This is a genomic window from Flavobacterium sp. RSB2_4_14 (assembly GCF_051547085.1).
Lineage (GTDB): Bacteria > Bacteroidota > Bacteroidia > Flavobacteriales > Flavobacteriaceae > Flavobacterium.
The window spans coordinates 313,514-327,769 of the sequence record NZ_JBPTTL010000002.1 but is presented as its reverse complement, the minus strand read 5'-3'; the positions used below and the strand labels follow the sequence as shown (position 1 = coordinate 327,769).

Sequence of the window (14,256 nt, the reverse complement as noted above, 5' to 3'; positions counted from 1 at the left end):
TTTTTTTATTTTAACTCTAAACTAACCTATAAAGTAGTACTAGTTAAATGTATTTAATGTTATTGTCAACAAATGTACTTTGCAGCTGTTTTGGATGTGTTTTTTGATTAATTTTACTATAGAATTCTAGAACTTAATTAAGCGAAAGCATGAAAATTGAAAAGTTATGCAATGAATTAAATGAGATTTTACAAACTATTATTGACAACGAGTCAAAAATAGATGCAACGCTATCTGAAATTCATGAAGACTACAGACTAAGTGCAAAGAATTTATGCCGGTATTTAATCCTTAGGAGTTTTGATTTAAGAAAATATCATGACAGTCTCTCTGATTATGGAGTATCTTCTCTAGGCACATCAGAAGGGTATGTGTATAGCAATCTGTATAGTGTTGTGAGAAATCTAAAATTAATTCAGGGACTTCCTGTTGAGGAAAAGTCAAAGATTGAAGTGATAGGGTATGAAAGGAGTAAAGAGTTAGTCAAGAGAAATGCCAATAAACTCTTTAATGCAGTAAGAAAAAATCATTTTACAGAAATAATGGTTACGCTACCCGATGAAGCGGCAAACGACAAATCGATTATTGCTGAAATGGTTAAAAGCGGTATGGAAATAGCGAGAATCAATTTAAGTCACGGTGATAGTACTATTTGGACTAAAATGGTACAGTTTATTAACGAAATCAATAGTGAAACCAAGCAGGGAATTAAAATTTACATCGATTTATCGGGTCCTAAGATAAGAACAGCCGATATTAAAATAGCCGATAAGAAAGGAAAAGTAAAAAATGGAATTCCTATTAGAGTAGGGGAGCATATCATTTTAACCAAAAGAAAAACTTCCGGAAAGAAATCAAAGTTCGGGAAAAAGGGTGTCCAACTAAAAAAGGGTGAAATAGGCGTTATGTTGCCCCAAATAATAAATGATGTTCATGTAGATGATGTCATTTTATTTGATGATGGAATGATTAAATCTAGAGTCGTTGCTAAAACAGACGAAGATGTTGAAATTATGATAACCCATTGTTATAAATCTAAATTATTATCTCAAAAAGGGATTAATCTTCCTGATACTAAACTTAACCTGCCTGCACTAACCAAACGAGACATTGAGAATTTGCCTTTTGTGTGCCAGCATGCCGATATTGTAGGCTATTCATTTGTGAGAACCGCAAAAGATGTTCAGTTTTTATTCGAACAATTACAACTGAATCATGCCAAAGAGCTGGGAGTTGTCTTTAAAATTGAAAACAAAGAAGCGTTTGAAAACTTACCATTCATTCTACTCGAGGGAATGAAGAGAGACAACATTGGGGTTATGATTGCAAGAGGTGATTTGGCGGTTGAAATAGGATTTGAAAGAAGCTCAGAAGTTCAAAATGAAATCCTATGGCTTTGCGAAGCGGCTCATATTCCCGTTATTTGGGCTACACAAGTCCTTGAAACACTTGCCAAAACAGGAATTCCAACAAGAGCTGAAATTAGTGATGTGGTTCAAGGCGTTCAGGCGGAGTGCATCATGCTTAACAAAGGTCCTTATATTAATGATGCAATCAAAATGCTCATCAATATATTGGTTCGTATGGAAGCACACTCCTTCAAGAAAAAGAATTCTCTAAGGGCTTTGAACATTGCCAAGAATTCTATAAACCAACTTATAGGTGATTTTAACCCTTAGCCGAAGCATTATTTTTTGAACTCACATTTCTATACAATTACAATGAAAATGTCAGTCTGAGACTGTCTAAGACAAAAAGAAGAGACACTTGGACTCCCGAAGCGTCGGGACAGTGTGACAAGGTGTATTTAATTGTATATGTAATAACAAACCAATACAATTAGAAAGAAAATGTCCCCCTGAGCCTGTCGAAGGGTCAACACTTAACCAAAATAAAGCACTTCGACAAGCTCAGTGTGACAAGGTGCAATTAATTGTATATGTAATAACAAACAAATACAATTAGAAAGAAAATGTCAGTCTGAGCCTGTCGAAGACAAAAAGAAGAGGCACTTGGACTCCCGAAGAGTCGGGACAGTGTGACAAGGTGTATCAATTGTATATCTAGTAATAAGGATTTCTTAATGTTCTTTATTTCCCTGATTGTTATAGGTTATTACACATCTTGGACGTTTAGAGCATTTTGTATGGTTACATCGAGTTTATAAATCGTTGAGATATATAGATTTGCTTTACAACTTAATTAATTTGAATGTTTTTTTGCCATCTACTTTTATAAAATAGGTTCCAGCGGCTAATTCTTGAATGGATACAGGTGATGAGTTAACTTTAAAATCTTTGACTTTAGCTCCTAGAATGTTGAATATTTCTCCTTTGGAATTTGTAGTTGCATGTTGTATGTAAAAATAATCAGCAGTTGGATTAGGATATAAAATAGAAGTTTCAGTAGCAAATAGGGTAGTAGATAAATTCGAAATATTGATTTTAGCGAGCACAGGATAAAACTTGAGCGGATCTGTTTCTAAATGCTGAATGGCATCAAAATTTGAAGTACCACGAACAATTCCAGATACAATTACATCGCCAATAGTGTTTGTCGTAACACCATCGAACCTATCGGTATCTGAACCTCCAGCCGTTTTTGCCATCATGATAGTTCCGTTTGTATCATATTTTAAAAGTAATCCGTCTTGATAGATAGTCGAGGTTGTTGAAATGTTGTTCCCCCAATTTACAGTTCCAGCGGTACTTCCTGCAAAATAAACATTTCCCGAAGTATCTATAGTGAGGTAATTTCTTTTCCCTAAAAAGGCCTTTCCGGCACCTGGAACTTCTCTAACCCATTGAAATGTTCCGGCAGTATTAAGTTTTGCAATAAAAAAATCATAGCTATTATTCGTTGGTCCTTCAGCAATCAGGGTATCAAAGGAATAAGCGCCATAAAGAGTGGAACTAAAATAAACTTCATTCTGACTTTTGGCTTTTACTTGTGGAGAGGAACAAGTAATGTCTTGAACATATTTTACCCATTGATAAACTCCTGTTGCAGTATATTTTGCTACATAGGTATTGTATGAAAATGTTGCGGGTACTAATACATTGGCATATTTTGAATTGGAATTGGCACAAGCACCAGCAGTATAAATATTGCCTTCATCGTCAACACTTACAGATGAAATGACATTTACGTTTTGTTGTTCAATGGTTAAAAGCACGTTGCCATTTGTGTCTAATTTTTTAACATAGGAATAATTATAGTTGTCATAACCTATATAAACCGCATTGTTGTTATCAATAGCTATTGAATTAAAATGATTTATGGCAGAATTAAAGCTTGTTAGTTCTATATTCCAAATAAGGTTTCCATCTGAATCAAATTTTAGCAATACTGGTCTTACTCCTTGGTTACTGGTCGAAATAGTAGTACTTCCTATTGTCATGGATTGAACATAGGAAGCTGCTAAATAGGTGTTTCCAAAAGTATCTGCTTTTATATCATATACTTGTGCTTTTCCAGTTATGGTTTTAGAGAACAATAATTGTCCTGCAGTATCATATTTGTTATAAAACAAATCACCATAAATTTCAGTATAATTAAAAGCATTATTTGCAAAACCAGTAACATATACGTTTCCAAGTACATCACAAGTAGTAGGATAACCAATTAAACTAGGGGAAGAATTGAAAACAATTGGCGGTGTTTTTACCCATTCAAATGATTGGGAATTGATAAAAAGTGTATTTATCAGTGTCAGTAATACTAGAATTTTTTTCATATTCTTTTAGTTCAGAAGATTAAAGATATAAAAAAAAACTTTAATGTATGACCAAAACCTGCCTTTGCATTCAACTTTGTCGGTAGTATCTGAACCTATTAAGTCACAAGTTTAGATATGATTACTCCAAAGGATATAGGCAAGAACAATGTTAGAAAAGTTATTCCAATTTAAAGGTTTGTAAAAAACAAAAATCCTATTCAACCTAATAAATGGTATAAGGATATTACTTTTCTGTAGCTTCTCGATACAATTTTTGAAATAACAAACTATCGTTTGTCATTCCAAAAACTAATCGAAGTGACGTGTTCAGGATGTTTGTATTTATCGTCTTCCGTCTGTTCGAGTGTTTTTTTTGTATCTCGCCCCAAAAGGCGAGATACACAAAAAATATATCGAGAACCGTTATTCAAACTATTCTCCTTGTTCTCGATACAATTTTCTTCCGAAGCTTCATTTGTTTACATGAGCATAATGCTTGAGTATCTATGATTTTACTGTTTCAAAAAGTATTCAATAGAAGTGTAACCTTCTCCGCTTCTTCAATCACAATTTTATTTATTCATTTCATTTTTATACACAACTCCATCCTTCATTACAAACTTCACATGTTCAAGAATGGTAATATCATCCAGAGGGTTACCTTCAACAGCAATGATGTCGGCGAGTTTTCCTTTGGTTATGGAACCTGTTTTGTCTTTCCAGTTCAGTAAGTCGGCGGCATTAATTGTTGCTGCTTGTATGGCCTGTATTGGGGTTAATCCAAACTTTACCATGTACTTGAATTGTTTGCCATTTCCGCCATGCGGATAAACTCCTGCATCTGTTCCATAAGCCACTTTAACGCCTGCATTAACAGCTTTCTGGAAATTCTCGCGTTGCAAACGGCCAACTAGTTTTTCCTTATCAATTATTTTTTGGGGATATCCTTTTTTTGAAAACTCGGCAAGGATGTAATCATCATTATAAATATCAGCTACTAGCCAAATGCCTTTTTGTTTCATCATGAGAATGCCTTCGTAATCAATTAAACTGCCGTGTTCGATGCTAGTAACACCTGCTTCAATCGCCAGTTTAATACCTTCAGTACCGTGAGCGTGTGCAGCAACGTTTCTGCCCCAGCGGTGCGCTTCATCCACAATTATTTTCATTTCCTCAAGAGAATATTGTGGAGCACCAGCACTTTCTTCTTCACTTAACACACCTGCTGTAGCAGATACTTTTATCCAGTCAGCACCCCATTTAACATTGTTGCGAACACGCTTGCGTATTTCATTCTCACCATCGGCAACACCAGTATACTCTTTATTATATTTCCAGTCAATATTTGGATTAAATCCCGTTAAATCGGCATGACCACCGGTAGCACCAAGCGCAAACGTGGACACCAACATGCGTGGCCCTTCAATATCGCCTCTGTTAATGGCATTGCGCAACGAAATATCTATAAGTTGGTCTGCACCCACATCGCGCACCATTGTAAAACCAGCATATAACGTTCGTTTGGCATAAGTGGGAGCAAGGACGGCATAATCAATTGGGGTCTTGCGAAAGATATCTTCATAATAATTATCTCCCGGCTGAAAAGTCAAATGAGTATGACAATCCATTAATCCGGGTAATACTGTGGCATTACTTAAATCAATTATTTCAGCATCTTTAGGAATGGCAATGCCGCTTCCAATTTCAATAATCATTTTATTGTCAATCAAAATTATTTGATTGGTTAAAACTTTTCCGCTTATAACATCAATCACCTTTCCTGCTTTGATTGCTTTGATTTTTGATTGAGCAAAAGATACATTACACGCTACAAGTAAAGTGAGTGAAATAGAGAGGAGTAATTTTTTCATTGTTTGGATGTTTAAGTTAGCATTAAAGTCTTGTATGCGGTTATATGGATGCCAACTTTATATATCTATGAAAATCGTCATACTTTATTCCAAATATAAATATTAATTAACTACAAACAGAAAATGGGGTGATGATATTATTTTTGAACTTACAATTAAATACCATAAGAATGAAAATGTCAGTCTGAGCTTGTCGAAGACTAGAAAAAGAGGCACTTCGACTCCCAAAGCGTCGGGACAGTGTGATAAACTGCATTTATTTGTATATGTAGTAATAAGTGTTTTGAGTTAATTCTCCCTTTAAAAATGGTGTAAAACTTTCCTTTTTTTATATCAAATGGTAACAAAAAGTGCATTTCATCGATTATTTGTGTAGTTAATAGGGAAAGTACGTTACCAATAGATTGTCTGCTTAAATTTGTCTTACCTCGAATGTAAACAGATTCTTAGCCATTTAATTTCAATTGTATGAAATATTCTGCTATTTTTTTAATGACGCTGGGAATAGTTTTTTCTAATGCTGTTTTTGCTCAAAGCAATGACAAAACCCCTATGGAAACTGCTGCAATAGATGATAGAGTTATCATAGCGTATCGAGTTCAGGAAACAATAAACATGAACTTTGGCAGTAGTATCAGAACGTATGAAGTTACAAGTTTAGATATGATTACTCCAAAGGATATTGGCAAGAACAATGTTAGAAAAGTTACCCCTAGGTATGCTAAAGTTAAAGCAAAAGCTATAAATGCAACTGATATTCAAAAAGCAACTACAACTGATGATGCTATTGTTGCCTCTATACCTACTAATACAGTGATAATTCCCCCAGTAGTTAAAGAAAAGACTTTTGTTGATATTGATGTGGTTGAAACCTATGAAAGAATCATGGATAAAGGGTATAAAACAGTTGACATGATTATAAAAGTGGCCGACAAAAATTTTTTTGAAGGGAATATGGACACTGCAGCCAAATGGTATTTAGAGTTGTTTAATGCTACTACTGAGCCTGAAACCATTTATTACTACCGATATGGTCAATCATTGATAGCCACTGGGCAAACCGAAAAGGGCAATGAGATGCTATCGTTATTCAAAACTAAAAGTTTGTAATAAAACAAAAATCACATTCAACCCGTTAATAGTATCAAGATATTATTTTTTGAACTTACAATTAAATACAATTAGAAAGAAAATGTCCTCCTGAGCTTAGTTTACCCTGAGCCTATCGAAGGGTCGAAGGATCGAAGCATCAAAGGGTCGAAAACAAAAAAAAGACACTTCAACCGAAGTGCCTTTTCACATTTAATTAAAAAACAGTTACTAAGCAGTCTTAGCTTTAGCCGCCACAACCTCTGGCATAACTATCGCCAACTCAGTGCGGTCAGTAGCCGTTACAGCAACACTAACAGTCGTCAGGTCATAACCCGATTTAAGCAACTGCAAATCATACACGTCGCTTTCAAGATTCTTAATCTCAAAACCACCGTTCTCAGTAGTTAGCTTACTAATAAGCGTTCCTTTCAAAAACACCTGAACCTTGTTCAACGGTAAACCACTAGCATCCGTTACACGCCCAACAATCGAAAGCGTTCTATAACTCGGTTGAATAACTTTTCTACTCGAAAAATAAGTAGCATAAAAAGCAACATCTCTATACTCTAGCATGTCAGCAAGAACATCCATGGCCTTCAAGAACCCTTCACACTCGGTAAACAAAACCGCCAACTGGTCGGTAGCGCGTTTACGACTTACAATGTTCGTTCTTGGAGCAGGAATAGCTTCAGCAAAATAACGAATGCTCTTATTCAAATCATCCAAAGTGTCCTGCGTCACACCATACGTGTCCAAGTTACCTAATAATTCAGTAGCTTTCGAATGAATAAATCGGCACTTGTCTAAACTACCATTCTCAGAACGATTGGCAAGAAAACTCGCTCTCAAACTCATAGCTTTCTTCAGCGCCATGTCACCAGTGTTGTTAGCAAATGCCTTCACACTCAGGGCAACATTAGCCGCCTTAGTAGCCATATCAAGCTTATAATCTTGCTTGTCTACAACAAAACCATCCCTGCTCCAGGTCTGGACTTCTGCTATTTCATTGATTTCCGCTACCTTAGCAGAAAAATTTTGATAAAATGCCTCAAAGTTAGGCATGTTGGCTATAGTAGCCGCCGGTACAGTTGCGAGATAGTCCTCTACAACCTTGTACATGGAGCGCTTGCGCTCTTGCAATTGTGTCATGATTTGTAGGTATTAAAAATTTATAATCAGTGATTTGGGGCCCCCGACTTCACAAAGGTAAAATGCTTTTTTTGTAATAACCAAATCAAAATCAAACTTTTACGAAATTCTTACAAAAACTTATACTACACTAATATTCCTACAATGAACATCGACCAACTACATAACAAATTACGAAATGTTCAATAAATCCTACATTTTACTGAAACCACTTTTTCCAAATTTCCCCAACTTTCAACCCAATTCCATCCCATTTTTTCCAAAAAACGTCACGAAATCACCTAAAGCACTAAAAACCAACACAAAAACAACCTAAACATTCCCCTCCAAGTTTATCCCGAACTCTATTCGGGAGAGGGGTGCCCAAAGGGCGGGGTGATAAAAATTCCCCTCCATTGGAGGGGTGCCCAAAGGGCGGGGTGGTTAATAATACAACCTTCTTGCTTTACCAATACTTCGCAACCCCAATCTTGTCATGCCGAGGAACGAGGCATCTCATCAAACTAACATCCGTCCGTCACTTCGAGTGATTTTCAAAAGCAAAAAAACATTTTTTGCTTTTGAAAATTTTATCGAGAAGCCGCAACCCACAACCTTAATCTCCGTCACTTCGAGTGATCCTAATTCTCGTTGACTAAACGAGAATGGGATTTTATCGAGAAGCCATAACCCACAACCTTAAATCTCCGTCACTTCGAGTGATCCTAATTCTCGTTGACTAAACGAGAATGGGATTTTATCGAGAAGCCGCAACCCGCAACCATTAACAAAAATTACAAACCCCCACAATAAAGTAACTTTATCAACTAAACTAAATACTAAACACTATACACTCTTTTTAGTAACGCTATAAACGCCACCAACAAATACCACCACCGCCAATCCCAAATACAAATACCCCTCTTGTTTCCCTGACTCGTTCGCAACAGCTACTTTTAGCCCTAGCAAATTCACCTCTTTGCTGTTATCATTAATTTTGTTAAAACCCAAATACCCTACAGCTAAACTGATAATAATCAGTATAGATCCTATTAATTTTGTGGTGCTCATCTTTTATACTTTAGTTATATTTTCTTTAGAAGAAATACTTCAATAGGTAAAAATAAACCAAGGCATGCAGCTTAATGTTATATAGTTATGTCAATAAATTATATTTTAATTGGGTCCATCTCGATACATTCAACAAAAAAGCGAAAGACTCTCATCTCTCGCTTTGATTTTATTATAATTTCGACTAGAATATAACTTAAGCGTTAAATTAATATTTACTAATTATATACCTTATATTTTCAAACTTTAGAATTTCTTCAAATTTTTTAATTAGATTAGTTAGAATTGTAAAAACGGTTATGATAATTCCAAAGTATAAATTTAATTGAAAAGAAGAAATTAATATTATACTATAAAAAATAAAAAGCCCTAATTCTCTATAAAAAACTATAAACTCACTAGTAGTATTTAATGAATTTGCAAGTCTTTCAGAAGAATTCAATGAAAAGTCCCTTTTCTTAAGTAATTGATTTTTAATATTTTTTTGCGTCGAAATATCATTTTTTATATAATTATATTGATTATTAATAAATATTAACTCTTCATAAGCTGCTTTAGCTTTGATATAAATATGATTTATTCTTAATCTCATAATCAAAACCATTATATAAAAGGTGCTACAAATTAATGTTAAGACAGAAATAATAGTATAATATTCCTCTTTACTAAAATTTAAGAGATTTAAGAGACTATTTGAATTATTTTGTTGATTTAAAACTTTAAAAAATATTTGAGAGTAAATTTTTAATAATTCTATAAAAGTATTTTTAATAATATTAATATCAATTGTATTAATTATTGAAAAGAAACCACTAAGTACCAAACCAATTATAAAAATTGATTCTATTGTAACATTTTCAAATTTAGAGTTAAAAGAATTTAATTTGTTTTTAATATGAATTAAATTTAATTCATCTTCATTTGACTTATCGAGAGGAATATACCCTATAGCTTTTTCATTAATTTCATCTAATATTTCTTTATACTCATTATAAATATCTTTTTTATCTATAAATTTTTTACCCTCATGTGAAAATTCATAAACAGTGACAAGTTTTACAATAGTATTTGGTTTGCAATGTATAGTTAGAACATATTCAGCAAATAAAAAAAATAAATATAAACTGGAAATAAAAATAACACCAAAAATATTAATAAATCCCATAGAGATAAATGATGGTATATTTAGAAATAAGATTATTAAAAAATAAACAAGAGATAATTTTAATAATGTTTTTCCACGAATTAAAGGCATGATAAATATTTCTATATCTAAATCTTTTAATTTTGGAAAATTAAATTGTAGTCTTTCTATTAATTTTTTTCTTAAATAATTTCTATGTAAAAACATTAATAATATTAAAATAAAACAATAAAAAATAAATGGATAAATCCATAGTATACCTAGATAATCACCAAATATAAATAACAAAATTTTAAAAATTTGAAAAAGATAAAATGGGTAAGTTAATCCAGCACAACTAAATTCAATTCTTTTGCTTTTTATAATTTCACTCATAATACTTTATTTATTATATTAATTATTTTGCATATTATTTCTTTGGCCTATTATCAGATCCTATTCCTTTCTTAATTTGCTCATTAAGTTCAATTTTTTGCCTCTCTCTTTCAAGCCTTTCTTTTTCAGCTTGAATACGTGCTCTTTCAAGATTTTCTAATTTTCTCTTTTCATCTTCAGTCATGACTTCTTAATTTAAATTATTAATAAATAGTAACAAACATATTATTCCAACAATAAAACTTATGAGGGATATTAGATTGAATAAAGTAGTTAAAACATTAAATACATTTTTATAACAATCATATACTTTATAATTTTTATAATATTTTTTCTTTTCTGTCTCTCTTATTTCTTCTAGTGTATACTTTATATCATAATTATTTGCATAGTATCCAGTAACTTGAGAAAGTAGATTTATAACTAATGCAACTGAAAAAAATATACAAGCCCAAAAAACATTTAATTTATCTATATCCTCAAATTTTTCAAAAAAGGTAGCAGATAATGCAATACCTCCACTTGATAAAGAAATAATTAAAATATCAAATCTTTCAAGTCCATATTTAGCTCTTAATTTTGCACTATTTACATGAGCATTTAATTTATCAATATGAATTTTATCTTCTTCTTTCATATTTTCATTCTCTCTTTTTTGTTCTTTCTCTTCTTTTCCCATAATCTACTTCTTTACTTTCTTCTCCCTCGTAAACAAATCCGCAGTATACTTCTCATACAACTCAAACAAAAACTCCATTCGCTTGGCTTCGCTAGTAAACGCTTGTTTGCTATAAGCAGCATCAACCGCTTTGTCCAACTCATTATGTGCTTTCACTAGGGCAGGAGGCATGGTTAACGGGTCATACAAATCAGCCAACGAACTACTAGGAAACTGCGCTCGGGCATCAAGCACCGCTTGCGCTTTTTCTTCTATGGCTTTAACTTGTTTTTCACTTGGGTTTTCTGGGAATGGAAAACTATGATATATATTTGGAGTATATCTAATATCATTTTTGAGTCTACCACATAAACATCTTGCCCATGTATCATGAATTTTTGATTGTATAATACCAAATAAATATAAACTTGAATCGTTTATAATTTGTAAAGAATTGCTAGCTATAAAATCTTTTGATAAATATGAAATGGGTATATATTTTCTATTAGAAGATGAAGTTTCAGGAACTACAATATATTGAGATTTTGGTTGTCTTATCTGTGTAAATAAATAAGGTGTATTTGCTTCTTTTTTTACACTTGGAGTAGGACTAGACAATCTCATTTTTTTTACTCCTTCTAGTCTTTCCCTAATTTCAATAAAATCTTTCAGTTCTTTAGGGTCTATATCAACAAACCAAAAACAATATCTAATATTATTATTTAATAAATCATAAGCACCCAAATATCTTCTAATATATATACTTAATTTAGGGTTTTTAGTTAAAAGTTCGTTTTTTTCCTTATCATCTAAAATTAAATACCCTCCATCTGTAGGTTGACTACCTTTTGCCATTTCAGGAAACAAATGAATTGGTTTAGAGCGTGAGTCAATAATAATATCTTTTCCTTCTGCTAAATAAGGGTTTATATTTTTTACTAAAATTTCATGTGCTTCTCCTTTTATATTATCATAATCAAAAAGTTTTTTAAGACTTATATCATAATTAGCAAAACCAATTATTACACAGTGAACAGCGGCATTACTTTTAGCTTCATTACTCCAATTAAATGTTCTATGTGCAAAATGAATTTTTATTTTATAAAAATTAAATAATATCGACCATAAAATACTGGCTTGTTCTCCTTGTGATATTGAATTAGTTGAAACAAATGCAACTTTAGATTTTGTATTTTGTATTTGCTGTGCTGCTTTTAAATACCATGCAGCAACATAATCAAGTCTTCCTGCTCTTTTTGCATCGCCAAAGACTGCATTCATATCGCTAACTTGTTCAACGTTTCTAAGTTGATGTCCAATAAATGGAGGATTGCCTATAATATAATCAAAAGTACATTTTCCTCCTTTGGATGATTGTATTGAATGAATTGGATTTACGTTAACAGTTTTTGAATAAATATTTAAAACATCATAAGTTTCTGTTGGTTCATTAATATTGTAGATATTGGTAACATTTGCCTTGATGTTAAATTGTCTAGCATCATCAAGGTTATTCCAATCCACTCGCAACGCATTTCCATGCACAATCTTAGCCGCTTTCTTCAATGGTAAGCGCACAAAATATTGTCCAAACTCATTACTTATCATCATGTTCATTTGGTGGTCTATCAGCCACATCGCCACTTCGGCTATTCGCGCAGGAAACTCTTCATACTCTATCCCATACATCATATCAACATCCAGCCACATAATCTCACGAACGTCTAACACGCCTTGACCAGATTTATAAGTAGCACGCAATATCTCCAATTCCAACAAGCGCAACTCTCTATAAGTTATCACCAAAAAGTTACCACAGCCACACGCAGGGTCTAGAAACTTTAACGTGCTTATGCGTTTGTGAAACTCGGCTAGTTTGTTCTTATTGCTTTTAATACTTTCAAACTCCGCCCAAAGCTCGTCCAAGAACAACGGTTTAATAAGTTTCAAAATATTGGTTTCACTGGTATAATGCGCACCAAGGTTTCGGCGTTCCTTTGGGTTCATCACACTTTGAAACATCGAGCCAAAAATAGCCGGCGATATCTTGCTCCAATCTATATAACAACAGTCCAACAACGCTTGTCGCATCTTGCTGTCAAAACTAGCCGTTGGCAACACCTCTTCAAACAGTTTCCCATTCACATAAGGAAACTCATTCAGTTGCTCATCAAGGTTTTTAAATCGTTTGTCAGCGGGTGTGTTGAGTACTTGAAACAGTTCTTGAATGCGAGCGGCAAGGTCGCTACCGTCTTCGGCGGTACGTTGCTCTATATAATCTTGAAATTGTTGCTTGTTAAAAATGGTGGTGTCTTCCGCAAAAAGACAAAACAAAATGCGCACCAAGTACACCTCTAGCGGGTGACCATCATAACCTATTTCTTCCAACCGGTCATGTAGTTTGCCCATCAACTCCGCCGCTTTGATATTGGCTGGGTCTTGTTCCTTGTAAACTTTCTTTTGGTAACCAATAATAAATCCAAAAAGTTGTACGTTATGAACTAAGTCGGCTAATTTGAAATCAATTATTGTATTTTCATCTAAATCATACAAACGAAAGTTAGCAAAGTCTGAAACTAATATATACTTAGGAAGTTCGCTGTCCTTTATTCCGGGAAAATAATCTTTAGCTTGTTGGTGTGCTTTGTCTAAGTCTTTACCTCTAGATTTGAATTCGATTAAAATAGTTCCTTTCCAAAGCAAATCAATAAACCCTTGTTTACCACCTTCTTTTTTTACATGCTCTTCAAAAGTGGCAACTCTTCTTCTTGGCACTCCAAAAACATTGAAAAAATCATCCATAAATGATTTTGCTTCTGCATCTTCATTAAAATCATGTTCCCATTCTTTAGAAAAGCGTATTGCTCGGTCTTTGATTTCGTTCCAACTTAATGCCATAGTAATTTAAAAAATGTATTCCTCAAACATAACCATTTTTTCTCACAAACACAAAATAAATACCGTGCCTACGGCACTAAAAAAAACTATCCAACATTTACTACCCATATCCCGTTCCCAACGGAACGAAAAACAACAAAAAAACACCACCAACAAGTTCCATAGGAACGAACCATTTTGTAGCCCAGGGTTTCAACCCTGGCAAACCGCCAAACAACCTTCGCGCCTCCGCGTCTTTGCGAGAAAAAAAAATCCGTTTAATCCTTTCAATCCGTGGCAAAAAACCAAAACAATTTGTGCT

Annotated in this window: 10 protein-coding genes; 2 read left to right on the top strand and 8 right to left on the bottom strand. The window is 33.4% G+C overall.

Translation table 11 applies throughout. From position 1 onward, the window contains the following. Window positions 1-149 precede the first annotated feature (149 nt). On the top strand, window positions 150-1,679 hold the full coding sequence (locus ACSVH2_RS07465; RefSeq protein WP_438092535.1) for a pyruvate kinase: 1,530 nt from the start codon (window positions 150-152) through the stop codon (window positions 1,677-1,679). Between the two features lie 512 nt (window positions 1,680-2,191). Here the strand turns inward: ACSVH2_RS07465 and ACSVH2_RS07460 are convergent. Then, complete coding sequence (locus tag ACSVH2_RS07460; protein ID WP_438092534.1) at window positions 2,192-3,736, bottom strand: T9SS type A sorting domain-containing protein; 1,545 nt, start codon at window positions 3,734-3,736, stop codon at window positions 2,192-2,194. Between the two features lie 554 nt (window positions 3,737-4,290). Beyond that, entirely contained in the window at window positions 4,291-5,589 is a 1,299-nt protein-coding gene (locus ACSVH2_RS07455) for a Xaa-Pro dipeptidase (protein WP_438092533.1), read from the bottom strand. A 468-nt stretch (window positions 5,590-6,057) separates the two neighbouring features. Here ACSVH2_RS07455 and ACSVH2_RS07450 point away from each other — a divergent pair, with 468 nt between their 5' ends. Then, window positions 6,058-6,699, top strand: coding sequence for a hypothetical protein (locus ACSVH2_RS07450; RefSeq protein ID WP_438092532.1), 642 nt, complete (start codon window positions 6,058-6,060; stop codon window positions 6,697-6,699). Window positions 6,700-6,909: 210 nt separating this feature from the next. Here the strand turns inward: ACSVH2_RS07450 and ACSVH2_RS07445 are convergent, their stop codons facing one another. From ACSVH2_RS07445 to ACSVH2_RS07420, 6 genes are all read right to left on the bottom strand, one after another. Continuing rightward, window positions 6,910-7,617: a carboxypeptidase-like regulatory domain-containing protein gene (locus tag ACSVH2_RS07445; protein ID WP_438092531.1), complete on the bottom strand. Its 708-nt coding sequence runs from the start codon at window positions 7,615-7,617 to the stop codon at window positions 6,910-6,912. Between the two features lie 1,038 nt (window positions 7,618-8,655). Next, window positions 8,656-8,880: a hypothetical protein gene (locus ACSVH2_RS07440; RefSeq protein ID WP_438092530.1), complete on the bottom strand. Its 225-nt coding sequence runs from the start codon at window positions 8,878-8,880 to the stop codon at window positions 8,656-8,658. Window positions 8,881-9,088: 208 nt separating this feature from the next. Beyond that, the gene (locus ACSVH2_RS07435) at window positions 9,089-10,399 is read right to left on the bottom strand and encodes a hypothetical protein (protein ID WP_438092529.1); all 1,311 of its coding nucleotides are present in this window, start codon (window positions 10,397-10,399) and stop codon (window positions 9,089-9,091) included. Window positions 10,400-10,433: 34 nt separating this feature from the next. Then, entirely contained in the window at window positions 10,434-10,583 is a 150-nt protein-coding gene (locus ACSVH2_RS07430) for a hypothetical protein (RefSeq protein WP_438092528.1), read from the bottom strand. A 6-nt stretch (window positions 10,584-10,589) separates the two neighbouring features. Then, complete coding sequence (locus ACSVH2_RS07425; protein ID WP_438092527.1) at window positions 10,590-11,078, bottom strand: hypothetical protein; 489 nt, start codon at window positions 11,076-11,078, stop codon at window positions 10,590-10,592. A gap of 3 nt (window positions 11,079-11,081) precedes the next feature. Next, window positions 11,082-13,955 (bottom strand): class I SAM-dependent DNA methyltransferase, encoded by a 2,874-nt coding sequence (locus tag ACSVH2_RS07420; protein WP_438092526.1) that lies wholly within the window; start codon window positions 13,953-13,955, stop codon window positions 11,082-11,084. Between the last annotated feature and the right edge of the window lie 301 nt (window positions 13,956-14,256).

What these genes read in the sequence shown, in the direction of transcription:
- ACSVH2_RS07445 (WP_438092531.1), bottom strand. Translation starts at nt 7,617, where the DNA reads ATGGCTACTAAGGCGGCTAATGTTGCCCTGAGTGTGAAGGCATTTGCT.
- ACSVH2_RS07450 (WP_438092532.1), top strand. Translation starts at nt 6,058, where the DNA reads ATGAAATATTCTGCTATTTTTTTAATGACGCTGGGAATAGTTTTTTCT.
- ACSVH2_RS07455 (WP_438092533.1), bottom strand. Translation starts at nt 5,589, where the DNA reads ATGAAAAAATTACTCCTCTCTATTTCACTCACTTTACTTGTAGCGTGT.
- ACSVH2_RS07460 (WP_438092534.1), bottom strand. Translation starts at nt 3,736, where the DNA reads ATGAAAAAAATTCTAGTATTACTGACACTGATAAATACACTTTTTATC.
- ACSVH2_RS07440 (WP_438092530.1), bottom strand. Translation starts at nt 8,880, where the DNA reads ATGAGCACCACAAAATTAATAGGATCTATACTGATTATTATCAGTTTA.
- ACSVH2_RS07435 (WP_438092529.1), bottom strand. Translation starts at nt 10,399, where the DNA reads ATGAGTGAAATTATAAAAAGCAAAAGAATTGAATTTAGTTGTGCTGGA.
- ACSVH2_RS07465 (WP_438092535.1), top strand. Translation starts at nt 150, where the DNA reads ATGAAAATTGAAAAGTTATGCAATGAATTAAATGAGATTTTACAAACT.
- ACSVH2_RS07430 (WP_438092528.1), bottom strand. Translation starts at nt 10,583, where the DNA reads ATGACTGAAGATGAAAAGAGAAAATTAGAAAATCTTGAAAGAGCACGT.
- ACSVH2_RS07420 (WP_438092526.1), bottom strand. Translation starts at nt 13,955, where the DNA reads ATGGCATTAAGTTGGAACGAAATCAAAGACCGAGCAATACGCTTTTCT.
- ACSVH2_RS07425 (WP_438092527.1), bottom strand. Translation starts at nt 11,078, where the DNA reads ATGGGAAAAGAAGAGAAAGAACAAAAAAGAGAGAATGAAAATATGAAA.